General features: G+C 56.2%; 19 protein-coding genes. 15 read left to right on the plus strand and 4 right to left on the minus strand.

The features are described 5' to 3' along the window. Positions 1-251: 251 nt before the first annotated feature. From OKB77_RS01340 to ptsG, 6 genes are all read left to right on the plus strand, one after another. Positions 252-587 carry a YqcC family protein gene (locus OKB77_RS01340; protein ID WP_005338596.1) on the plus strand — a complete coding sequence of 112 codons (336 nt, stop codon included), beginning with the start codon at positions 252-254 and terminating at the stop codon, positions 585-587. Further along, positions 584-1357 (plus strand): tRNA pseudouridine(65) synthase TruC, encoded by a 774-nt coding sequence (gene truC, locus OKB77_RS01345; RefSeq protein ID WP_206874759.1) that lies wholly within the window; start codon positions 584-586, stop codon positions 1355-1357. The genes OKB77_RS01340 and truC overlap by 4 nt, the downstream gene beginning before the upstream one ends. A gap of 89 nt (positions 1358-1446) precedes the next feature. Beyond that, positions 1447-1887, plus strand: a complete 441-nt coding sequence (locus OKB77_RS01350) for a flavodoxin (RefSeq protein ID WP_265775705.1) — start codon at positions 1447-1449, stop codon at positions 1885-1887. Positions 1888-2429: 542 nt separating this feature from the next. Next, positions 2430-3791, plus strand: a complete 1362-nt coding sequence (locus OKB77_RS01355) for a maltoporin (RefSeq protein WP_309507623.1) — start codon at positions 2430-2432, stop codon at positions 3789-3791. A 91-nt stretch (positions 3792-3882) separates the two neighbouring features. Continuing rightward, positions 3883-4854 (plus strand): MalM family protein, encoded by a 972-nt coding sequence (locus OKB77_RS01360; protein WP_005358661.1) that lies wholly within the window; start codon positions 3883-3885, stop codon positions 4852-4854. A gap of 423 nt (positions 4855-5277) precedes the next feature. Further along, positions 5278-6708 carry a PTS glucose transporter subunit IIBC gene (gene ptsG, locus OKB77_RS01365; protein WP_005338586.1) on the plus strand — a complete coding sequence of 477 codons (1431 nt, stop codon included), beginning with the start codon at positions 5278-5280 and terminating at the stop codon, positions 6706-6708. 276 nt (positions 6709-6984) lie between these two features. Here the strand turns inward: ptsG and OKB77_RS01370 are convergent, their stop codons facing one another. From OKB77_RS01370 to map, 4 genes are all read right to left on the minus strand, one after another. Further along, entirely contained in the window at positions 6985-7368 is a 384-nt protein-coding gene (locus OKB77_RS01370) for a DUF3461 family protein (protein WP_005338583.1), read from the minus strand. 127 nt (positions 7369-7495) lie between these two features. Further along, positions 7496-8323, minus strand: coding sequence for a 2,3,4,5-tetrahydropyridine-2,6-dicarboxylate N-succinyltransferase (dapD, locus tag OKB77_RS01375; protein WP_064338550.1), 828 nt, complete (start codon positions 8321-8323; stop codon positions 7496-7498). 174 nt (positions 8324-8497) lie between these two features. Beyond that, positions 8498-11134, minus strand: coding sequence for a bifunctional uridylyltransferase/uridylyl-removing protein GlnD (glnD, locus tag OKB77_RS01380; RefSeq protein ID WP_064338549.1), 2637 nt, complete (start codon positions 11132-11134; stop codon positions 8498-8500). A gap of 85 nt (positions 11135-11219) precedes the next feature. Further along, positions 11220-12008, minus strand: coding sequence for a type I methionyl aminopeptidase (gene map / locus OKB77_RS01385; RefSeq protein ID WP_021229216.1), 789 nt, complete (start codon positions 12006-12008; stop codon positions 11220-11222). A gap of 371 nt (positions 12009-12379) precedes the next feature. On the opposite strand from map, the gene rpsB reads away from it, so the two are divergent. The 9 genes from rpsB (at position 12380) to bamA (ending at position 22407) form a co-directional block, all read left to right on the plus strand. After that, positions 12380-13108 (plus strand): 30S ribosomal protein S2, encoded by a 729-nt coding sequence (gene rpsB, locus OKB77_RS01390; protein WP_005303470.1) that lies wholly within the window; start codon positions 12380-12382, stop codon positions 13106-13108. 104 nt (positions 13109-13212) lie between these two features. Beyond that, the gene (gene tsf, locus OKB77_RS01395; RefSeq protein ID WP_005338578.1) at positions 13213-14094 is read left to right on the plus strand and encodes a translation elongation factor Ts; all 882 of its coding nucleotides are present in this window, start codon (positions 13213-13215) and stop codon (positions 14092-14094) included. Positions 14095-14165: 71 nt separating this feature from the next. Continuing rightward, positions 14166-14900 carry a UMP kinase gene (gene pyrH / locus OKB77_RS01400; protein ID WP_005338577.1) on the plus strand — a complete coding sequence of 245 codons (735 nt, stop codon included), beginning with the start codon at positions 14166-14168 and terminating at the stop codon, positions 14898-14900. Between the two features lie 101 nt (positions 14901-15001). Beyond that, positions 15002-15559, plus strand: coding sequence for a ribosome recycling factor (frr, locus tag OKB77_RS01405; RefSeq protein WP_005338576.1), 558 nt, complete (start codon positions 15002-15004; stop codon positions 15557-15559). A gap of 72 nt (positions 15560-15631) precedes the next feature. Continuing rightward, positions 15632-16408 (plus strand): polyprenyl diphosphate synthase, encoded by a 777-nt coding sequence (uppS, locus tag OKB77_RS01410; RefSeq protein ID WP_005338574.1) that lies wholly within the window; start codon positions 15632-15634, stop codon positions 16406-16408. A 27-nt stretch (positions 16409-16435) separates the two neighbouring features. Continuing rightward, complete coding sequence (locus tag OKB77_RS01415; RefSeq protein ID WP_026034918.1) at positions 16436-17293, plus strand: phosphatidate cytidylyltransferase; 858 nt, start codon at positions 16436-16438, stop codon at positions 17291-17293. Then, entirely contained in the window at positions 17293-18489 is a 1197-nt protein-coding gene (ispC, locus tag OKB77_RS01420) for a 1-deoxy-D-xylulose-5-phosphate reductoisomerase (RefSeq protein ID WP_265775702.1), read from the plus strand. The genes OKB77_RS01415 and ispC overlap by 1 nt, the downstream gene beginning before the upstream one ends. Next, positions 18489-19841 (plus strand): sigma E protease regulator RseP, encoded by a 1353-nt coding sequence (gene rseP / locus OKB77_RS01425; RefSeq protein WP_005338567.1) that lies wholly within the window; start codon positions 18489-18491, stop codon positions 19839-19841. Before ispC ends, rseP begins: the two co-directional genes overlap by 1 nt. Positions 19842-19875: 34 nt before the next feature. Beyond that, on the plus strand, positions 19876-22407 hold the full coding sequence (gene bamA / locus OKB77_RS01430; RefSeq protein WP_270816823.1) for an outer membrane protein assembly factor BamA: 2532 nt from the start codon (positions 19876-19878) through the stop codon (positions 22405-22407). Positions 22408-22531 lie beyond the last annotated feature (124 nt).

Below are 22531 nucleotides of genomic sequence, written 5' to 3' on the forward strand. Positions count from 1 at the left end.
GGGCCGATTATAAGGCCCTTGCCGAGGATAGCCAGTGGCAGCAGACGTGCGCTGCGGCAGATATCAACATGGCAGCCATGCGGGGGGAGGTGTATAGTATCGCCCTTTTTTAACGGCGGCAGGCCGCGCTGGCTGCCGTGTATGTCGACGAGCTGGCTGAATCGCCGGTGCTGCGTGACGGAATTTATTTGCATCCTGGCTGACCCTGTCGGGTCGGCGGATCAATTTGTGGTTATGAGGAAGAGAGCGAGATGAATCAATATTTGCTGGTAGCTGGCCTGTTGGGGGAACTCACCGCCGAGTTGCAGCGCCTCGAGCGCTGGCAAGCTGACCATCCCGGTGACGAAGCCCTGGCAAGCACCTTGCCTTTTTGTGTCGATACCCTGAGCTTTGATCAGTGGCTGCAGTTCGTGCTGATCCCGCGCATGGAGCAGTTGGTGATGTTGCAGGCGCCGTTGCCCACCAGCGTCTCCCTTTATCCCATGGCCAGCGAAGTCTACAAAGAGGATCTGGCCGAAGCAGAAGCGCTGCTGCGCCTGATCGCCCGTTTCGATCTGCTGCTTTCCGGCAAAGTGATCGAACAATGATGCCAGATCAAACCCGAGAAGAGAGTGACCTGAAGCTGACCCTGCTCTATCAGGATGAGTGGCTGGTGGCGGTCAACAAGCCGTCCGGTCTGCTGGTGCATCGCAGCTGGCTCGACAAGGGCGAGACTCGTTTTGCCATGCAGATGACCCGGGATCTCATCGGTGGTCGCCATGTCTATCCGGTGCATCGCCTCGACCGTCCCACCTCCGGAGTGCTGCTGTTTGCGCTCGATCCGGTGATTGCCCGCGCACTCACTGAAGCCTTCACCCAACGTCAGGTGCACAAGGAGTATCTGGCATTGGTGCGTGGCTGGGCGCCCGAGCAGGGGGTGATCGACTATCCCCTCAAGGAGCAGCTGGACAAGATTGCCGATGCCATGAGCAACCCGGATCGTCCGGCGCAGGATGCCGTCACCACCTTCCGGCGCCTGCATAAGGTCGAGCTGCCCCACGCGGTCTCCAAGAAGCACCCCACCAGTCGCTACAGTCTGGTCAGATTGTTCCCGAAGACCGGCCGCAAGCATCAGCTGCGCCGCCATATGGATCACCTGTTCCACCCCATTGTCGGGGATACCACCCACGGGGATGGTCGTCACAACCGTTTCTTTCGCGAGCACTTTGGCTGCGAACGGCTGCTGCTGGTGGCCCGCACCCTGAGCTTTACCCATCCGGTGCTCAAGGTGCCGATGCGGATCCAGGCGCCACTCGGTCAGGATGTGCTGCGCCTGTTTGCCGAGCTGGGCTGGCCCGCCAGCGAGAGCGACTACTAAGCGCCTGATCCTCAGCCCTGAACCGGTGGCATCTGACGCCAGCTTGCTGATAGAGTTGCTAAAAGAGTGACTCAAGCAGGGAGAGGAGAATGGCGCAGATCGATATCGTGGTAGGAACTGTCTACGGCGCAGCCATGCTGGTGGCCGAGACCTTGGCAGATGAGCTGGAACGCAAGGGGCATCACTGTACCCTGCACGAAGAAGCACGGCTGGCGGACATTGACCCCGGCCGTTTTTTATTGCTGATCAGTGCCACTACAGGACAGGGGGACATTCCTCCCAATCTGCAGCCCTTTGCCAGCGAGCTGGCTGACAAGGCGCCCTGGCTCAAGGGGCTGCGGTATGCCCTGATTGCCATGGGTGACAGCAGCTATGACCATTTTTGTGGCGCGGGCCGTCGGCTGGACGGATTGCTGCAAGAGCTGGGCGCCACGCGAGTGATTCCCCCGCTGGAGCTAGATGCTACCGTGCACGATGAACCCGAACAGGTGGCACTCAGCTGGCTGAAAAAGTGGGATATTCAGCCCTGAATATTCTCTGAAAAAGAGCCATATCAATCCCCTGATCTTTAACCGACAGGGGATTGTTATTTGCACAAATGTCATCTCACTCAGCAAGCATATTTCCCACTCTTATTGTCGATAGTGGCGGAGGGATATTTTCCCCTTTTGGCATTCCATCGGCGTAATGGTTTCAAGCGCACCGCAGACCCGTCGTCCAAATAAAAGTTCAATCTTGAAAGCGATCTCAGTCATGTTTTTGTCATTCGAACGTAAAATAATGACTTTGGTTCAGTCGCGAATTAATTGCTGGTAACGCTTTCAGATTCGTTTTAATTGCTGATTTTGTGGTCTTGTTGGTCATGTATTGCCTTTTTGGTCGTTTTTTTACCTGCTTGTGTTGTGGCGATCGTTTGCCGAGCGATTTGTCGCCATTTTGTGAGTCGCTTCATATTTGTCGTGAAATACGCTCCCTATAATCAACCTCGGTTATCACCAACAGGATTACATGGTGATAAGAAGTTGAATATTCAGGATCACACTCCTCACTGCGGGAAATAAGGAATATGACAATGAAAATGAAGTGGCTCCCGATTGCAGCAGCTGTTACTGCCGCCCTGGCTTCCCAAGCCGCCTTTGCCGTAGATTTCCACGGTTACTTCCGTTCCGGCGTTGGTGTTTCCGGCGACGGCGACATGGTTAAATACAACGTCAATAAAGTTGGCCGTCTGGGTAACGAAAATGATACCTACGGTGAAGTGCAACTGGGTCAGGAAGTATTCAACAAAGATGGCAAGACTTTCTATGTTGATTCCATGTTTGCCATGGCTTCCAACGGTTCAAACGACTGGGAAGGTACCGGTACAGTTTGTAACTTCGATGCCAAGCAGTGCAATGGTGATTCTGACTTCGCTCTGCGTCAGTTCAACGTACAAGCCAAAGGCTTGCTGAACTTTGCTCCTGAAGCAACCCTGTGGGCTGGTAAGCGTTACTATCAACGCCATGACATCCACATCTCCGACTTCTACTACTGGAACATCTCCGGTGCTGGTGCTGGTATCGAAGGCATCCAGGCTGGTCCGGGTAAAGTCTCTTTCGCATGGGTACGCAACGATCGCAGCGCTGCCGATGTGTTTGGCCAATACACCAAAACAGGTGTAACTAAGAAACCCGTTTTGGATGCCAATGGTAATCCGACCGGTAATTACATCGAAGAGCCTACTTACACCAAGAACGAAGACCTGAACGTCAATACTCTGGATCTGCGTTATGCCGGCATCCCGCTGTGGACCGATGCTTCTCTGGAGCTGGGCGTGGATTACGCTCTGGTCAATGAGACCAACGATCAGAAAGCACTGAAAAAAGACCCGAAAGACGGCGTCATGCTGACTGCTGAGCTGACCGCAGGCATCCTCGGTGGTTTCAACAAAACCGTGCTGCAATACGGTACCGAAGGTTACTCCAAGACCATGGCTTTCTATGGCGATGGTTCCTGGTACGGTGCTGAAGCCAAAGACGGTGCCGATGGTTATCGCTTGATCAACTGGGGTGTGATCCCGATGGGTAACTCCTGGGAGATGGGTCACCAGTTGGTCTACGGTGTAGGCAACGAAATGTGGGACACCAACGACAAGTATGAAACCATGTCTGCCGTTGTTCGCCCGATGTACAAGTGGGATGACTTCAACAAGACCATCTTTGAAGGCGGTTACTTCAAGGACAAGAACAAGTCCACCAACGGTACTACCGAAGATGATTCCGGTTACAAGCTGACTCTGGCACAAGCCTGGTCTGCCGGTTCCAGTTTCTGGGCCCGTCCGGAAATCCGTGTGTTCGCCTCCTACCTGGCTAACGATGAAGACAAGAAAGTCTTCGAAGGCAATACCTCCAAAGACACCTACCAATTTGGTGTTCAAGCAGAAGCTTGGTGGTAAGCAAAAGTTTAAGTTAAGTTAGTGACTGCCCCCTTATGGGGGCAGTTTTGTTTCGCCGGATCACGGCCACCGGATTATGGAGATAAGAAAAATGAAACGGGTAAAGATGTCTATTGCAGCCGTAATCACTGCGCTATTAACCGGTTGTGCCGGAAACATGGTTGTTCCTCTGCAAGAACATGGCTCGATCTTGAGCGATGCAGATCAAGCCAAGCAAGCGTTGGCCAAAGCCTCAAGCTGCTGTGTGGCGTTTAAAGATTTCAGTTATGCCCCCTTGCCTGAAGGTGAGACCTTGCTGGCCATTGATGGCAAGCAACCCACTTTTCAGTTTGATGAGGGGATGAGTTACTTTGCTGCTTATCGCCTGCCGACCAACACCGGCAATCTGGCGATCAGCCTGGCATCACAGGTGAGTAAAACCGTGATGGTGCCCAAGGTCATTATGCTGGATGCCGAGTTCAAGGTGACTCGGGTCCTGGGTGAGTCAGTATTCAGCTATCAACCTGCTCACTTGCTCGATAACGACCGTATCGAAGGACGTGTTTTTGTTGACCGCAGCATGCCTGGCAACCCGGCCAGCGAAACATACATGATCGTTTATGCGCCCGCGGATAAGCTCTCAGGCAGCACAACAATCCTGCATCCATCAAAAGCATTTGCTCGCGCTAATGGTACCGTTGAGCCTGATATCAAGGATCCGGTGATCCCGCACTCCCCTTGGGGTTTGGTGCAGATCAAAGTCAAAGATATGGCCCGTGGGAGTGGCCTTGAAGCGGTATTCAAACCCGAATATGCCGACAAGGTGGCCATGAGCCAGGGTCAGCAGGTTGCAGCGATAGCGACTACCGCAGCCGTTACCACAACTGCAACAGCTGCGGTCGCAGCCAAACCTGCTCCTGCCATGTTGAGTGAAACTGAAGCCTTCTACCAGAGCCAGATCGAAAAAGCGGTCAAGGCGGGGGATATCGACAAGGCGATGAAGCTGGTGAACGAGGCCGAGCGGGCTGGTTCAACCAAAGCAAAAAGCGTGTTTATTGATGCGGTCAAGCGCTCGCAAAAATAGAGTAATACGACCGTTTGCTGGTCAGATATATTTGTTGAGGCCTCCCTTGTTGGAGGCCTTTTTAATCGGTAGACTGTAATAAATAAAAATCACGCCGTTACATTTAGTTACAATGAGTTTCCGTTTGATGTAAATGGCATTATTAAAATACAAAGTGAAACTGCTATTTATATGTCTTTGTAATAGAGTGATAATGCGGATTATTAACTTATATTAGATGCGTTTTTTAGCTGCTAAACAAGTTGTGATCTTCCCTCCAAATTCAATATTCCCCCGCCTTCGAAAGCAGCAATTTATGACCCGCTGGGTTATATTCTGATGGTCAAAATAAACAAGCCCGACTCGAAGATATCTGAATGAATCAGTGCTTATTTCATCCAGATAGATCGTTCAGGGACGACAATCCATTCAGGAGCGCACACAATGTTCAAAAATGCTTTCTCTAATCTGCAAAAGGTTGGTAAGGCGCTGATGCTGCCAGTATCAGTCTTGCCAGTCGCAGGTATTCTGCTGGGGGTGGGTGCTGCCCACTTCAGCTGGATGCCGGAAATTGTCTCCCAATTGATGGAGCAAGCCGGTGGTTCTGTATTTGGCCAGATGGCCCTGCTGTTTGCAGTGGGTGTTGCTCTGGGCTTTACCAATAACGACGGTGTATCCGGTTTGTCAGCCATCGTTGGCTACGGCATCATGGTCGCAACCCTGAAGGTCATGGCACCTGTGATGGGTGTTGAAACCATCGAAACCGGCGTGCTGGGTGGTATCCTGGCCGGTGGTATCGCTGCCTGGGCGTTCAACCGTTTCTACAAGATCCAGCTGCCAGAGTACCTGGGCTTCTTCGCGGGCAAACGTGCCGTACCCATCATCACCGGTTTCCTCTCCATCGGTCTGGGTGTGATCCTGTCCGTGATTTGGCCGCCAGTCGGTGGCGCCATCGGTGCCTTCTCTGACTGGGCTGCCAACCAGAACCCGGTACTGGCCTTCGGTATCTACGGCGTGGTTGAGCGTTCCCTGATCCCGTTCGGTCTGCACCACATCTGGAACGTACCGTTCTTCTATCAGGCTGGTACCTGCGTCAACGGTGCCGGTGAAACTGTTCACGGTATCATGACCTGCTTCCTGACTGCTGATGACGCTTCCCGCGCTGCCGGTAACGGTTTCGGTCAGCTGGCTGGTGGCTACCTGTTCAAAATGTTCGGTCTGCCTGCTGCTGCGTTCGCCATCGCTCACGCTGCCAAGCCGGAAAACCGTGCCAAGATCGTTGGTATCATGGCCTCTGCAGCCCTGACCTCTTTCCTGACCGGTATCACCGAGCCGATTGAATTCTCCTTCCTGTTCATCGCTCCGGTTCTGTACGCAATTCACGCTGTACTGGCTGGCCTAGCTTATGTGCTGACCAACTCTCTGGGTATCGTACACGGTCACACCTTCTCCAACGGCTTCATCGACTTCGTGGTGCAATCACCGCGTGCCGACAACATGCTGCTGCTGGTAGGTCTGGGTCTGGTTTACGCGGCCATCTACTACGTCGTATTCAGCTTCGTTATCCGTGCCATGAACCTGAAAACCCCGGGTCGTGAAGACGAGACTGCTGAAGAGGCCGTTGGCCAAGGCAAAGACGAGATGTCTGCTGCTCTGGTTGCCGCCTTCGGTGGTAAAGAGAACATCGCTTCTCTGGATGCCTGCATCACCCGTCTGCGTGTTGGCGTGAAAGATGTTGCCAAGGTTGACCAGGCTGGTCTGAAGAAACTGGGTGCTGCCGGTGTTGTAGTGGCTGGTTCCGGCGTTCAAGCCATCTTCGGTACCAAGTCCGACAACCTGAAAACCGACATGGACATCTGGATGAAGAGCAACTAATCCTGTTGCCTGAATATCAGAGTTCTTGAAGAGGGAGGCGAAAGCCTCCCTCTTGCTATTTGTGGCTATGGAGCGTGCTAGTCGCTGTAGATCGATCTCGGCAGGAGTCTCGTTGCCCAAGATGCGATGTGTAACGGGATACCTTCTGTCGGCGTTGTGCCTCGCTCGCCTTATCGCACACCATCACCAGATCAACCTTATAGCCAGATAAAGTCATCCAGTAATCAGCCAATAAAAAGAGCGCCATCTGGGCGCTCTTTTGTCGAGTCGAGGGGATTAGAGTTTCTCCAGATCCCGTTCGATTTCGCTGATCTTGTTTTGTACCACTTTTTCCAGATGGCGCAGGTCGCGCAAGATCTTCTGCTTGATGTCCGGGTCGGCCTGCTGATGGACGCCCTGGGTCAGGTTGTCCAGCTCATCCACCACATACTTGAGGTTGGCGTTGATCTCGGTGACATCCTTGTACTCATGGGTGCCCGAGTCGACCAGCATGGTTTTGCGCTGGCGGGGATACTTGAATTTGACACTCTTGGCGAAGAACTCGCCCTTCTGCTTCTTGAAGTAGATCTTGAGGATGTCGTGGTTGGCCTCCTGGCGCAGGGTATAGCTGTCGACGGAGGCGGGATCCTGGATCCCCAGGCTCTTCAGATTCTCGTACATCAGGCTTCCTCGGTTTGAAACGATCCTGTCCCATCCATCTTAACCGATGCCTCATGGCTTGCCTGTGACAGGGGCGCCAAAATGAAAAGAGCGCCATAAGGCGCCCTTTTCATCACGGCAATGCTGATTACTCGTCGATGGAGCGCAGCAGGGCGTTGATGCCGACTTTGGCGCGGGTTTTGGCATCGACCTTCTTGACGATCACCGCCGCGTAGAGGCTGTACTTGCCGCACTTGGAGGGCAGGGAGCCGGAGACGACCACGGAGCCAGCCGGTACGCGGCCGTAGTGGATTTCGCCGGTTTCGCGGTCATAGATGCGGGTGGACTGGCCGATGAAGACGCCCATGGAGATGACGGAACCTTCCTCGACGATGACCCCTTCAACCACTTCGGAGCGGGCACCGATAAAGCAGTTGTCTTCGATGATGGTCGGGTTGGCCTGCAGCGGTTCCAGTACGCCGCCGATGCCGACGCCGCCGGAGAGGTGGACGTTTTTACCTATCTGGGCGCAAGAGCCGACAGTAGCCCAGGTATCGACCATGGTACCTTCGTCAACGAAGGCGCCGATGTTGACATAGGAGGGCATCAGCACGGTATTGGGGGCGATAAAAGAGCCTTTGCGGGCGGTCGCCGGCGGCACCACGCGCACACCCGCTTCCTTGAACTGCTCGGCGGTGTAGTTGGAGAACTTGAGGGGAACCTTGTCGTAGTACTGGGCATCGTCGCCCTTGATGATGCCGTTGTCGTTGATGCGGAAGTAGAGCAGTACCGCTTTCTTCAACCACTGATGGACAACCCACTCACCGGCGATCTTCTCGGCAACCCGTACCTTGCCAGAGTCCAGCAGGTCGATGGCTTGCAGGATGGCGGACTTGGTGGCGCTATCCACGGAGCCCGGAGTAATGGTGTCGCGGCGCTCGAAGGCCGCTTCAATGATCTGTTGCAACTCGGTCATGACAGGTTTCCTTTAAAAAATTCTGTTTGTTGTATCACACTTTTCCGACTGTTTTTAAGGGGTTGACCGGAATTCTTCCGGCCAGCGGCCATTTCTTCATCCGGTGTGCGCCAACCAGTTGTTTGGCATGGCAAAAAACGCCTGACAATCAGCCTCTTTCGAATCACTATTCGCTTAATCCAGTACCGATTGCTGGGGATTGAGCTGGTGTACCAGTCGCTCTTCCAGCTGTTTTTGCTGCTCGGCGGTCAATGGCTCGCCATCGAGGCTGGTCAGGCTGAAAAAGTCCTCGACCCTCTCACCGAAAGTGGCGATTTTGGCGGCGTGTAGCGACAGTCCGCACTGCTGGAAAACGGCACCGATCCGCGCCAGCAGGCCGGGGGTATCGAGGGCAGTCAGCTCCATCAGGGTGTGACGGCTCTCCCCTTTATGAGGCAGGAAGACTACCCGGGTCGGTACGCTGAACTGGCGGTGGCGCCGCGACAACGGCTTATTGCGCAGCACCAACTTGCCCGGCTCCTGCAGCGCCTTCTCCAGCGCTTTCTTGATGGTGGCGGTGCGGTTGGGGCTGATGGGCTCGCCGCTCGGCTCCAGCACCACGAAGGTATCGAGCACATAGTTGCTGCGCGAGTTCATGATCTGGGCGTCGTGGATGTTAAGGTTCTTCTGATCCAGCGCCGAGGCCACGGTGGCAAACAGATTCGGCGTGTCGCGGCAGTAGATAAATACCTCGCTGCCGCCGCGGGTCGGGTGTTTGCCGATGATCACCAGCGGAGCCGGATTGTCGCCATGCTCGATGATGTGGCGGCAGTGCCAGGCGATCTGCTCCGGGCTGTGACGCAGGAAGTAGTCGGCCTTGAAATCGGCCCAGAGCAGGTTGATCGCCTCTTCCGATACATCCCTTTGTGCCAGCAGTTGCTTGGCCTGACGCTGGTTTTCGCGAATGCGCAGCCGCATGTCGGGCGGGTTCTCCAGCCCCTGGCGCAGCGCCTTCTGGGTCGCGAAGTAGAGCTCCCGCAGCAGGGTGCCCTTCCAATCGTTCCACAGGGTGTCGTTGGTGGCGCAGATATCGGCCACGGTGAGGCAGTAGAGCAGGTCGAGATGCTGTTCGTCGCGCACCTTCTGGGCAAAATCGGTGACAACGTCGGGGTCATAGATGTCGCGGCGCTGGGCTGTGACCGACATCAGCAGATGGTGGCGCACCAGCCAGGCGACCAGCCGACTCTCGTAGCGATCCAGACCGTGCAGCTGGCAGAACTCCAGCGCATCGACGGCGCCGAGTTCCGAGTGATCGCCGCGCCGCCCTTTGGCGATGTCGTGGAACAGGGCGGCGATGCTGAGCAGCTCCGGTTTGCGCAGCCGGGTGAAGACCTCGTGGCAGAGCGGGTGGCTCTGGCGACTGGCCGGATTGGGAAACTGGTGAATGTTCTTGAGTAGCCGATGGGTGTGCTCATCCACCGTGTAGGCGTGGAACATGTCGAACTGCATCTGGCCGACGATGAGGTTCCACTGGGGCAGATAGGCCGCCAGAATGCCGTACTTGTGCATCAGGGTGAGCGGTAGGCCGATGCCGTTGGGGTGGCGCAGCAGCGCCATGAACAGGCGACGGCAGTCAGGCAAGTCCTGCAGCCAGCAGTTGAGTTTGCGGCGCGCCTCGCGCAGCTGGCGCAGGGTGGCCGAGTGGATGCCGGCAATCTCGGGATGCTGGGCCATCTGATAGAAGAGGCGCAAGATGGCGGCCGGTTCACGGCTGAACAGCTCCGCATCCACCGCATCGATGAGGCGGCCACGGAGCTGGAACTCGTCGGAGAGGCGGCGCACATCCATGGCGGTGTTGCCGAGGATCGCTTCGTCAAACAGCTGCAACAGCATCTCGTTGAGCTCGGAGACCCGCCGCACAGTCTGGTAGAAGCGCTTCATCATCTGCTCGACCGGAGTGTTGCCCTCTCCCTCGAACCCCAGCATCTGGGCCACGGTGCGCTGGCGATCGAACAGCAGGCGGTTATCCCCCTTGTTGATCGCCATATGCAGGGCGAAACGCACCTTCCAGAGGAAATTCTGGCAGTCGAGTAGTTCACGATACTCGGCGCGGTTGAGAAAGCCGTGGCTGGTCATCTCGAACAAGGTAGTGGCGCCGAAGTGGCGGCGGGCAACCCAGGCGAGGGTTTGAATATCCCGCAGGCCGCCCGGATTGCTCTTGAGATCCGGTTCCAGCTTGTAGGCGGTGCCGAGAAACTGCTGATGACGTTCAGCCTGCTCCTGGCGCTTGGCGCGAAAGAAGGCTTCGCTTGGCCAGAAGTGCTGGGGGCCGGTGGCCTCTTTCAGTTGCTGGAATCCCTCCTGGCGACCTGTGATGTAGCGGGCCTCGATGAGGTTGGTTGCTACCGTGATATCGGCGCGCCCCTGCTCGAGGCACTCCGCCACGTTGCGCACCGCCTGACCCACCTCCAGCTTGAGATCCCATAGCAAGGTGATGAACTCGCCGATCCGCAGTCCCAGCACCTCGTCCAGTTCGTCGCCGTCATAGAGGATCAGCAGGTCGATATCGGAGTGGGGGTGCAGCTCGCCACGGCCATAACCGCCTACCGCGATGAGGGTGAGGTCGCTCTTGTCGAAGCCGAACTTCTGCCACAGCCGGCAGAGCAGCTGATCCATGTATTCGGAGCGGGTGGCAACCAGCTCGATGATGTTGTCACCGGCATCGAAACGGGCGTGCAGCCAGCCGAGAAAGCGGCTCAGGTACTCTTTGCAGTTGTCGCGAGTGAGCTGGTCATCGGGTAACAAATGGGGGGAAAGCAGGCTGGCGTCCATGGCATCTCACACACAGTGGCAGGCAAACGGCTGAAACAGAAGTAAAAACCCCGGCGCTTTGGAAGTTCAGGGCCGGGGTTCGATGTTAGCTGTGTTTGATGAAGCGGTCGATAGTGTCATCGGGGCGCAGGGTGAGCACCTCGCAGCCATCATCGGTCACAAGCAGGGTGTGCTCCCACTGGGCGGAGTCGCCGCCATCCTTGGTGGTCACGGTCCAGCCATCCTTCGGATTGACCTTGCAGTGATACTTCTTGCTGTTGACCATCGGCTCGATGGTGAAGCACATGCCTGCTTTCAGCTCCAGCTTGCCGCTGTTGCGATAGTGGAGGATCTGTGGCTCTTCGTGGAACTCGGCACCGATGCCGTGGCCGCAGTAGTCACGCACTACGGAGAAACCGGCCTTCTCGACGATGGGCTGAATAACAGCGCCAATCTCGGTGATGCAGGCACCCGGACGCACCTTCTTGATGGCGGCGTAGAGGCTCTCTTGCGCAACTTTACAGAGCTGGCGGCGCAGCGGGGTGGTCTCGCCCACGATGAACATGGCCGAGGTATCGCCGTGGTAGCCATCCTTGATGACGGTGATATCCAGATTAATGATGTCGCCATCGCGCAGTTTCTTGTGATTCGGGATACCGTGGCAGATCACATCGTTCACCGAGGTGCAGATGGATTTGGGGAAGCCGTGGTAGTTGAGCGGAGCTGGAACCGCCTGTTGTACGTCGACAATATAGTCGTGGCAGAGGGTGTTCAGTTCGTCAGTGGTGACGCCAGCTTTGACATGGGGCGCAATCATGACCAGCACATCGGCGGCCAATTGGCCGGCAACGCGCATCTTTTCAATCTCTTCCGGTGTCTTGATTTTAATGGACATGGGATCTCTCTTGCGGCCTGCCGCTGGGCCTGCGAGGGCAGACAGGACAGGTAATGAAAAATAGATGCGTTTGCAATCAGGGCAAAATTTTATCCGCAACCCCCGCGTACTTCCAGTGTGATTGTCATCACAACGTCAAATCAGCGTCGCAGCATCCTCTGGCGGGATCCATATTTACACCTGTTTAGGGTGTCGGCCGGTGGTGTCCTGAACAAAGTTATGATATAAAGCGCGCCGGAATGGGGAACTTGCGTCCCGATTTCATCACCCTTACTTAAACAACACACACACATCGACACATATGCCGGGGTGCCTTAACGGGTCGGTTATATGGGATGTGTGGAGGCCTAACCCCAATACAGAGGTATAAAATGGCTAAAGTTTCTATGCGCGACATGCTGCAAGCCGGCGTTCACTTCGGTCACCAGACTCGTTACTGGAACCCGAAAATGAAATCCTACATCTTCGGTGCCCGCAGCAAAGTTCACATCATCAACCTGGAAAAAACCGTTCCGATGTTTGACGATGCCATGAACTTCATCAGCTCCGTAGCTGCCAAGAAAGGCAAGGTACTGTTCGTTGGTACCAAGCGTGCCGCGTCTGAAGCCGTAAAAGAAGCCGCTGAGCGTTGCGACCAGTTCTATGTAAACCACCGCTGGCTGGGCGGTATGCTGACCAACTGGAAAACCGTTCGTCAGTCTATCAAGCGCCTGAAAGATCTGGAAACCCAGAGCCAGGACGGTACCTTCGACAAGCTGACCAAGAAAGAGGCGCTGATGCGTACTCGCGAAATGGAAAAGCTGGAGAAGAGCCTGGGTGGTATCAAGAACATGGGCGGCCTGCCTGACGTTCTGTTCGTTGTCGATGCCGACCACGAGCACATCGCTATCAAAGAAGCCAACAACCTGGGTATCCCGGTAGTTTCCATCGTTGATACCAACTCCAACCCGGACGGCGTTGATTACGTCATCCCGGGTAACGACGACGCTATCCGTGCCGTACAGCTGTACCTGAATGCTGCTGCTGACACCGTACTGGAAGCTCGCGCTCAGGACATCGTTGTTCAAGCCGAACAAGATGGCTTCGTTGAAGCTGAGTAATTGATAAGGACTGTAAAGCCCTTATTAACCAAGCTGATGTAATTGGTTAGCAGGGGCCCTTGTGGCCCCTGTTTCTTGTCAATTCAAGACCGAGGATACTGGACATGGCTAACGTTACTGCCGCCCTGGTAAAAGAACTGCGCGAGCGCACTGCCGCTGGCATGATGGATTGCAAAAAAGCACTGGAAGAAGCTGCTGGTGATATCGAGCTGGCAATTGAGAACATGCGCAAATCCGGTCAGGCCAAAGCCGCCAAGAAAGCTGGCCGTATCGCCGCTGAAGGCGTTATCTTTGCTCGCACCGAAGGCAACGTTGCCGTCATGATCGAGCTGAACAGCGAAACCGACTTCGTCGCCAAAGATGCCAGCTTCATGGCAATGGGCCAGAAGATCGCTGACATCGCTGCGACCCAGAAAATTGCTGACGTTGACGCGCTGAAAGCCGCTGACTTCGGTAACGGCGAATCCGTCGAGCTGACCATCACCAACCTGATCGCCAAGATCGGTGAGAACATGAACCTGCGTCGCGTGATGCTGGTTGAAGGTGACAACCTGGGTACCTACGTTCACGGTTCCCGCATTGGTGTTATCACCAAGCTGACCGGTGGTTCTGCCGAGCTGGCCAAAGATCTGGCCATGCACGTTGCTGCCAACAGCCCGCAATTCGTCAAGCCTGAAGACGTGTCTGCTGAAGTCGTTGCCAAAGAGCGCGAAATCCAGATCGACATCGCCATCAACTCCGGCAAGCCGAAAGAGATCGCCGAGAAGATGGTTGAAGGCCGCATGAAGAAGTTCACCGGTGAGGTTTCCCTGACTGGTCAACCGTTCGTGAAAGATCCTTCCATGACCGTTGCCGAGCTGCTGAAGAAAGAAGGCGCTGACGTTGTTTCCTTCACCCGTTTCGAAGTGGGCGAAGGCATCGAGAAGCAAGAGACCGATTTCGCTGCTGAAGTTGCAGCCCAAATCGCGGCCGCTCAGAAGGCCTAATCGAACCGGTTTTTCCGTTTCCCCAGACCGCGACTTATGTCGCGGTCTTTATATGACCAGGAATCAGTGACATGAGTACCAATCCCAAACCTGCATACAGACGTGTTCTTCTGAAGTTGAGTGGTGAAGCCCTGCAAGGATCCGAGGGTTTCGGCATTGATCCGGCGGTGCTGGAGCGGATGGCCCAAGAGATCAAAGAACTGGTTGAGTTGGGTGTTCAGGTCGGTCTGGTCATCGGTGGCGGCAACCTGTTCCGTGGTGCCGGTCTTGCCAAAGCGGGCATGAACCGCGTGGTGGGCGACCACATGGGTATGCTGGCAACCGTGATGAACGGTCTGGCCATGCGTGATGCCCTGCATCGTGCTTATGTGAATGCCCGTCTGATGTCTGCCATCTCCCTGCAAGGCGTCTGCGACTCCTACAGCTGGGCTGAGGCAATCAGCCAGCTGCGTGCTGGCAAAGTCGTTATCTTCTCTGCCGGTACCGGCAACCCCTTCTTCACTACCGATTCTGCGGCTTGCCTGCGCGGGATCGAGATCGAAGCTGACGTGGTACTCAAAGCCACCAAGGTTGATGGTGTATACAACGAAGATCCGGTCAAGAATCCGGATGCCGTGCTGTATCATGAACTGAGTTATGATGAAGTTCTTGAAAAAGAGCTCAAGGTGATGGATCTTGCTGCCTTTACCCTGGCACGTGACCATGATCTGCCGATCCGCGTGTTCAACATGAACAAACCGGGTGCCCTGCGCCGGGTTGTCATGGGTGAACCGGAAGGCACTCTGATCCACCACGTTGGTAAATAAGATAAAAGTGAGCCACCTGGCGCTCTTATCCTATCCATCACGTCAGTAAATAAGATAGACACGGGCCGTGTAGCGGCTCGTTCGCCAAAAGGAAAACCACTGTGATCAACGAGATTAAAAACGACGCCAAGGACCGTATGGGCAAGAGCGTAGAAGCGCTCAAGACTCAAATGTCCAAGATCCGTACCGGCCGCGCTCACCCGAGCCTGCTCGACGGCATCCAGGTTGAGTATTACGGTGCTGCCACTCCGCTGAAACAGTTGGCCAACGTCGTGGCAGAAGATGCTCGCACCCTCTCCATCTCCATTTTTGACCGCTCCATGATCCAGGCGGTAGAGAAGGCGATCCTGACCTCCGATCTGGGCCTGAACCCGTCCAGCAATGGCCAGACCCTGCGCGTGCCGCTGCCGCCGCTGACCGAAGAGCGTCGTCGCGATCTGACCAAGATCGTCCGTGCTGAAGCGGAAAACGCCCGTGTTGCCGTGCGCAACATCCGTCGTGACGCCAACGCCGACCTGAAAGCGCTGCTGAAGGACAAAGAGATCTCCGAAGACGACGACCGTCGAGCCCAGGAAGAGATCCAAAAACTGACCGACTCCTACATCAAGCTGGTCGATGAGGCCCTTGCCGTAAAGGAGAAGGAGCTAATGGAAATCTAACCGTCTGAAAGGTATATTACGAGCGCCGTGTAGTGCCCCTGCACGGCGCTTTTGTCTTTGTGGGAGAATTACATGTCGCTTTTGGCTGCGTTGGGTGATTGTGCCAACTCGTCTTTACCCCGTCACGTCGCCATCATCATGGATGGTAACGGTCGCTGGGCCCAGAACCGAGGCAAGATGCGGGTTTATGGCCACAAGGCGGGCGTCAAGTCAGTGCGCGAGGCCGTTACCTTTGCTGCGCGTGCCAAGATCGAGGCATTGACCCTGTTTGCATTCTCCAGCGAGAACTGGCGCCGCCCGGAAGGGGAGGTCAGTGCCTTGATGGAACTGTTCATCACAGTGCTGGGTCGTGAGGTGCAGAAACTGCACAACAACGGGATCCGGCTCAAGGTGATTGGCGATACTGCTCGCTTTAGTGAGCGGTTGCAGGCCAAAATCGCCAAGGCGGAAGCCTTGACCGCCAATAACAAGGGGTTGACCCTGAACATTGCGGCCAACTATGGCGGCCAGTGGGATATCGCCCAGGCCGCCCGCAAGCTGGCTAAAGCAGTGGCGGCCGGTGAACTGGCCGCTGACGACATTGATGAATCCATGTTGACCCGCGAGGTTTGCATGGCCGATCTGCCACCCGTGGACCTGTTGATCCGCACCGGTGGCGATCATCGCATCAGCAACTTTGTGTTATGGCAGCTCGCCTATGCCGAGCTCTATTTTACCCCGGTATTGTGGCCCGACTTCAACGAGGCCGAGTTCAGTGAGGCGGTTGCCTCTTTCGTTGCCCGCGAGCGTCGCTTCGGTTGCACGGGTGAACAGATACGGGAATTGATCGCCGAGCAGCAGACCGGCTAAACCCCGCTCCCAAGAGAGAGGTTTCTTTTGCTAAAACAACGAATTATTACTGCTTTGATGTTGATCCCCCTGGTGTTGGGGGCGCTCTTCTTTCTGCCATTGAAATTTTTTGCCCTGTTGGCTGCGCTGGTGTTTTTGTTGGCCAGTCGCGAATGGAGTGGGTTTGTCTCTGCTGCTCCGCAACAATGGTTACCCATCGTATTTTGTCTGTTGCTCGGTGCCAGCCTCTTTTGGCTGCCGGTGGAGCAACTCTGGACGCCCCACCTGCACCCCCTCGTGATGGGCGTGCTCTGGACCGCGGTAAGCTGGTGGTTGCTGGGTCTGCTGCTAGTGTTGCGTTATCCCCAAAGCGCCAAGCTGTGGAAAGAGTCTATCTGGCTCAAGTCGCTGTTTGGTCTGGTGACCCTGGTTCCCTTCTTCTGGTCGCTGGTCGCCATCCGTGGTTACAACTTTTACCATGACCCCATGATGGGGGCCTGGATCCTGTTGTTCGTGATGGGACTGGTCTGGGCGGCAGATTCTGGCGCGTATTTTTTCGGCAAGGCGTTCGGTAAGCACAAGCTTGCCCCCGCCGTCAGTCCGGGCAAAACCATCGAAGGAATGTGTGGCGGCCTCTTTACCGCCAGCCTGCTGGCCATCGGCGTTACCTGGTCGATGGGATTTGTTCCTGCCAAGATGATCACCGTGCTGTTTTGCTCTCTGCTGGCGGTGCTGGCCTCCGTGCTCGGCGATCTGACCGAAAGCATGTTCAAGCGCGAAGCGGGCATCAAGGATTCCGGCACCTTGCTGCCGGGTCATGGCGGTATTCTCGACCGGATCGACAGCCTGACCGCCGCCCTGCCGGTGTTTCTGCTCAGTTATCTGCTACTCAGTCAGGAGTTTTGATGCACAAGTCACTGGTTATTCTGGGAGCCTCCGGCTCCATTGGTCAGAGTACCTTGAAAGTGCTGCGCCATAACCCGGGCAGTTGGCAAGTGTTGGCGTTGACCGCCGCCCGCAACGTGGATGCCATGTTGCGGGACTGCCTCGAATTCTCCCCCCGTTTTGCCGTGATGGTTGATGAGGAGGCCGCCCGTGAACTGGCTGCCCGTCTGAAAGCGCACGGTAGTGCAACCCGGGTCATGTCTGGTGCAGCAGCCCTCTGCGAGGTTGCCGCTCACCCCGACGCCCATAGCGTGATGGCCGCCATCGTCGGTGCGGCCGGACTGGCCCCGACCATGGCCGCGGTACGTGCCGGCAAGCGTATTTTGCTGGCCAACAAGGAGGCGCTGGTGATGTCCGGTGCTTTCTTCATGGAAGCCGTGCGCGAACATGGCGCCGAGCTGCTGCCCATCGACAGCGAACACAATGCCATCTTCCAGTGTCTGCCGACCGCCGTGCAGCGCCAGCCCGGTTTTTGCGATCTGGCGGCGGCGGGGATCAGCAAGATTTTGCTGACCGGTTCTGGCGGCCCGTTCCGTTACACTGAGATCAGCGAGTTGGCCAAGGTGACGCCGGCGCAGGCCATCGCCCATCCCAACTGGTCGATGGGGGCCAAGATTTCGGTCGACTCCGCCACCATGATCAACAAGGGGCTGGAGTACATCGAGGCGCGCTGGTTGTTCAATGCGGCGCCCGAGCAGATCCAGGTGGTGATCCACCCCCAGTCGGTGATCCACTCCATGGTGCAGTATAAGGATGGCTCTGTACTGGCCCAGCTTGGTAATCCGGATATGTGTACCCCCATCGCCCATGCGCTGGCTTACCCCAATCGCATCCCTTCCGGTGTGGAACCTTTGGATTTCTTCAGTGTCGGAGAGTTCAGCTTTATCCGGCCTGATTATGATCGCTATCCCTGTCTGGCGCTTGCCATCAATGCCTGCCAGAAGGGACAAGCGGCGACCACTGCGCTCAATGCGGCCAACGAGGAGGCGGTTGCCGCCTTCCTGGCCGGGCGCATCGGCTTTATGGATATTGCCCGGATCAACGAGGCAGTGATGCTGGCGCTGGATAGCAGCGCAGTCGGCTCGCTCGATGATCTGTTTGCCCTGGACGGTGCGGCAAGAGCCCGTGCTCACACTTTGATTGAGGAGCTTGGCTGATGGGCGGTGTGTTGTGGAATATCGGTGCCTTTGTTGTTGCGCTGGGCCTGCTGGTCGCGGTGCACGAGTTTGGTCACTTCTGGGTGGCCCGTCGTTGTGGCGTCAAGGTTGAGCGCTTCTCTATCGGTTTTGGCAAGGCGATCTGGCGCCGGATGGGTAAAGATGGCACCGAATATGTGCTGGCGCTGATCCCCCTCGGTGGTTACGTCAAGATGCTCGATGGCCGGGTCGATGAACTCAAGCCCGGTGACGAGCAGTATGCCTTCAACCACAAGAGTGTCTGGGCGCGGATGGCGATTGTCGCCGCGGGCCCTATGGCCAACTTCGTGTTTGCCCTGTTTGCCCTCTGGCTGATGTTTATCATCGGGGTGCCGAGCGTCAAGCCGGTGATTGGTGAGGTGCGTCCGGCATCCATCGTTGCCGAGGCGGGTGTGCTGCCGGGGATGGAGATTGTCGGGGTTGGCGATGAGCAGACCGGCGACTGGGAGAGCGTCACTTACGCCCTTATCAGCCATCTGGGTGATGATGCAGTGACTCTCAAGGTGCAGGCACCCAATACCAGCTATGCCACCGATAAAACCTTGTCGCTGACCGGCTGGACCTTCGATCCGGATAAAGAGTCGCCCATTGGCAGCTTGGGGATTGTCCCCCTGAGTGGCAAAGTGCTGCCTGTCGTGGCTGCCGTGGTGGCCAAGAGTGCCAGTGAAAAGGCGGGGCTGCAGGTCGGTGACCGTATCAAACAGGTCGGCGATCAGCCTATTACCGCGTGGGCCCAGTTTGTCGAACTGGTGCAGCAGGCACCGGGCGAACCACTGCAAGTGGTGGTTGAGCGCAACAACAGTGATCTCAACGTGACCCTGACCCCGGATAGCCGCAAGGTGCAGGGTAAGCTTGTTGGATTCGTCGGTCTCTCACCGCAACTGGTTCCATTACCGGATGAATATCGAATTCTGTTACAGTATGGGCCTTTGCAGGCGCTGTGGCATGGCGCGGACAAGACCTGGAGCCTGATCACGCTCACCTTTGACATGATTGGCAAGTTGATCGGTGGCATCGTGTCGCTGGACAACCTGAGCGGCCCCATCTCCATTGCCAAGGGCGCCGGCAGCAGTGCCGACTATGGTCTGGTCTATTTCTTGAGTTTTCTGGCGCTCATCAGCGTCAACCTGGGAATTATCAATCTGTTCCCCCTGCCGGTGCTCGATGGTGGCCATCTGGTCTATTTCCTGATCGAAGCGGTCACCGGCAAGCCGGTATCAGAGAAAATACAGGAAGTGGGTTTCAGGATCGGCGCCGCCATTCTGATGTTATTGATGGGCATTGCGCTGTTTAACGATTTCGCTCGCCTCTGAGGCCAGAGCATCAACAAGGACACATAAGAACAAAATGGCTGTTAAAAAAGCATTGGTGTTGAGTTGCCTGCTGGGTGCCAGTTTCCTGGCCCAGGCGGCCCCTGCCTCTTTTGTGGTGCAAGATATCCAGGTCGAAGGTCTGCAACGGGTGACCCTGGGTGCCGCACTGTTGAACCTGCCGATCCGGGTCGGTGATACCGTCGACTCCGTGGCTCTGGCCAGCGCCATCAAGAAGCTCTATGCCTCGGGTAACTTCGAGGATGTGAAGGTTTACCGTGATGGCCAGGTGCTGCAGGTGATGGTCAAGGAGCGTCCGACCATCTCCAGCATCGAGTTTGCCGGCAACAAGGATATCAAAGAGGAGCAACTGACCCAGAGTCTGGAGTCCTCCGGTATCCGTGTGGGCGATCCGCTGGATCGCACCGTGCTCACCTCCCTCGAGAAGGGACTGGAAGATTTCTACTACGGCGTGGGTAAATACTCCGCCAAGGTCAAGGCGATCGTCACCCCGTTGCCGCGCAACCGGGTCGACCTCAAGTTCACCTTCGTGGAAGGGGAAGCGGCCAAGATCCAGCAGATCAACATCGTCGGCAATAGCGTCTTCCCTGAAGAGAAGCTGATTGCCCAGCTCTCCCTGCGCGACGAAGTGCCTTGGTGGAACTTCACCGCCGATCAGCGCTATCAGAAGCAGAAACTGGCCGGTGATATCGAGACCCTGCGCTCCTACTACATGGACCGCGGCTATATCCGCTTCCAGCAGGAGTCTACCCAGGTCTCCATGACCCCCGACAAGAAGGGCGTCTACGTCACCCTCAACATCAAGGAAGGGGATCAGTACAAGGTCTCAGGTGTCCAGCTCAAGGGTGACCTGATCGATCGCGGTGGCGAGATGAAGGGATTGATCCCGATCGCTGCCGGCAGCACCTACTCCGCCAGTCAGGTGACTCATACCGAAGAGGTGCTCTCCAAGTTCCTCGGCCGTTACGGCTACGCCTATCCGAAAGTGGTCACCTTCCCGCAGGTCAATGACAAGACCAAGGAAGTGGAGCTGATCGTCAACGTTGAGCCTGGCCCCCGTGTCTATGTGCGCAACATCAACTTCAGCGGTAACGCCACCACCGAAGATCAGGTGCTGCGTCGCGAGATGCGCCAGATGGAAGGCACCTGGCTCTCCTCCGACAACATCGAGCAGTCCAAGAGCCGTCTCAACCGCCTTGGTTATTTCGAGAGCGTCGAAGTGGACACCAAGCGGGTGCCGGGCAACGATGATCTGGTTGACCTCGACTTCAAGGTCAAGGAGCAGCCAGCAGGCTCCATCAACGCCGGTATCGGTTACGGTACCGAATCGGGTCTGAGCCTGCAGGCGGGGATCTCTCAGAATAACTTTATGGGTACCGGTAAAACGGTCTCCATCAACGCCAGCACCAACGACTACTCCAAGAACGTTGACCTGAGCTACAACGACCCCTACTTCACCGTAGATGGTGTCAGCCTGGGTGGTCGGGTCTACTACAACCAGTTCCGCGCCGATGATGCCGATATCGTCGATTACGAGAACGAAACCATCGGTTTCCGTCTCTCCAGCGGCTTCCCGGTCAACGAGTTCAACCGTCTCGACTTCAGTACCGGTATCGAGAGCACCAAGCTGAGTCGTCCCTCATTCAATAGCCAGAACTATCAGGAATGTCTAAAGGACAATCCGGATACTGACGGCAATACCTATTGCTGGGATCAGTGGAACGATAACCGCCAGTCGGTGCAGATGGATCAGTTCTGGAATCTCTATTCACAGGATGGTTCCAACCTCGACTTTGTGACCGTCGATGTCACCGCTGGCTGGACCCGTTCCACCCTGAACAAGGGGATGTTCCCGACTTCTGGCGATCGTCAGCGTATCAACGCCAAGGTGACCGTGCCGGGCATGGAACTGCAGTACTACAAGCTCTCCGCCGAAGATGCCCATTACTTCCCGCTAGATGTGGATCATAACTGGGTGATGATCGGCAAGGGGCGCGTCTCCTACGGTAACGGCTATGGCGATGACCCCATGCTGCCGTTCTTCGAAAACTACTATGCCGGCGGTTTCGATACGGTACGTGGCTTCAAGAGCAACACCATTGGTCCCAAGGCGATTTACAAGACCTACAACAAACCGGGGGCTGGCACTTGTACTGGCAGTCAACCTTGTGAGACCGGCAGTTATGAAGGTTCCGACACCTCGGTGGGCGGTAACGCTCTGGCCGTTGCAACACTGGAGCTGGTCTTCCCGACCCCGTTCGTCTCCGAGACTTATCGTCCGCAGATCCGTTCCACCGTCTTTATGGATGCAGGTACCGTCTGGAGCACTGATTTTGCCAACGGAGCATATCCTTGCGCCGCCGGTTCTGATTGCAACTATCTGAGCCAGGACTACTCCAGCCCGGGCAATATCCGGGTCTCTGCCGGTGTATCCCTGCAGTGGCTCTCGCCGATGGGCCCGCTGGTGTTCGCCTTGGCCAAGCCGATCAAGAAATATGAAGGGGATCGCACCGAGTTCTTCTCCTTCAACATCGGTCGTACTTTCTAAGCAGAGTTTCACCCCCACCCATGCGGTGGGGGTCTTCAATGATGGGACGCGCGGTATGCGTGCCTCACCAGGTAACAAGACGGTCCTAACGCCGCTTGCATAATCGGGTAAATCAGGTAGCCCT

It is taken from the genome of Aeromonas sp. Y318-3 (assembly GCF_027706185.1).
GTDB classification, from domain to species: domain Bacteria; phylum Pseudomonadota; class Gammaproteobacteria; order Enterobacterales; family Aeromonadaceae; genus Aeromonas; species Aeromonas veronii.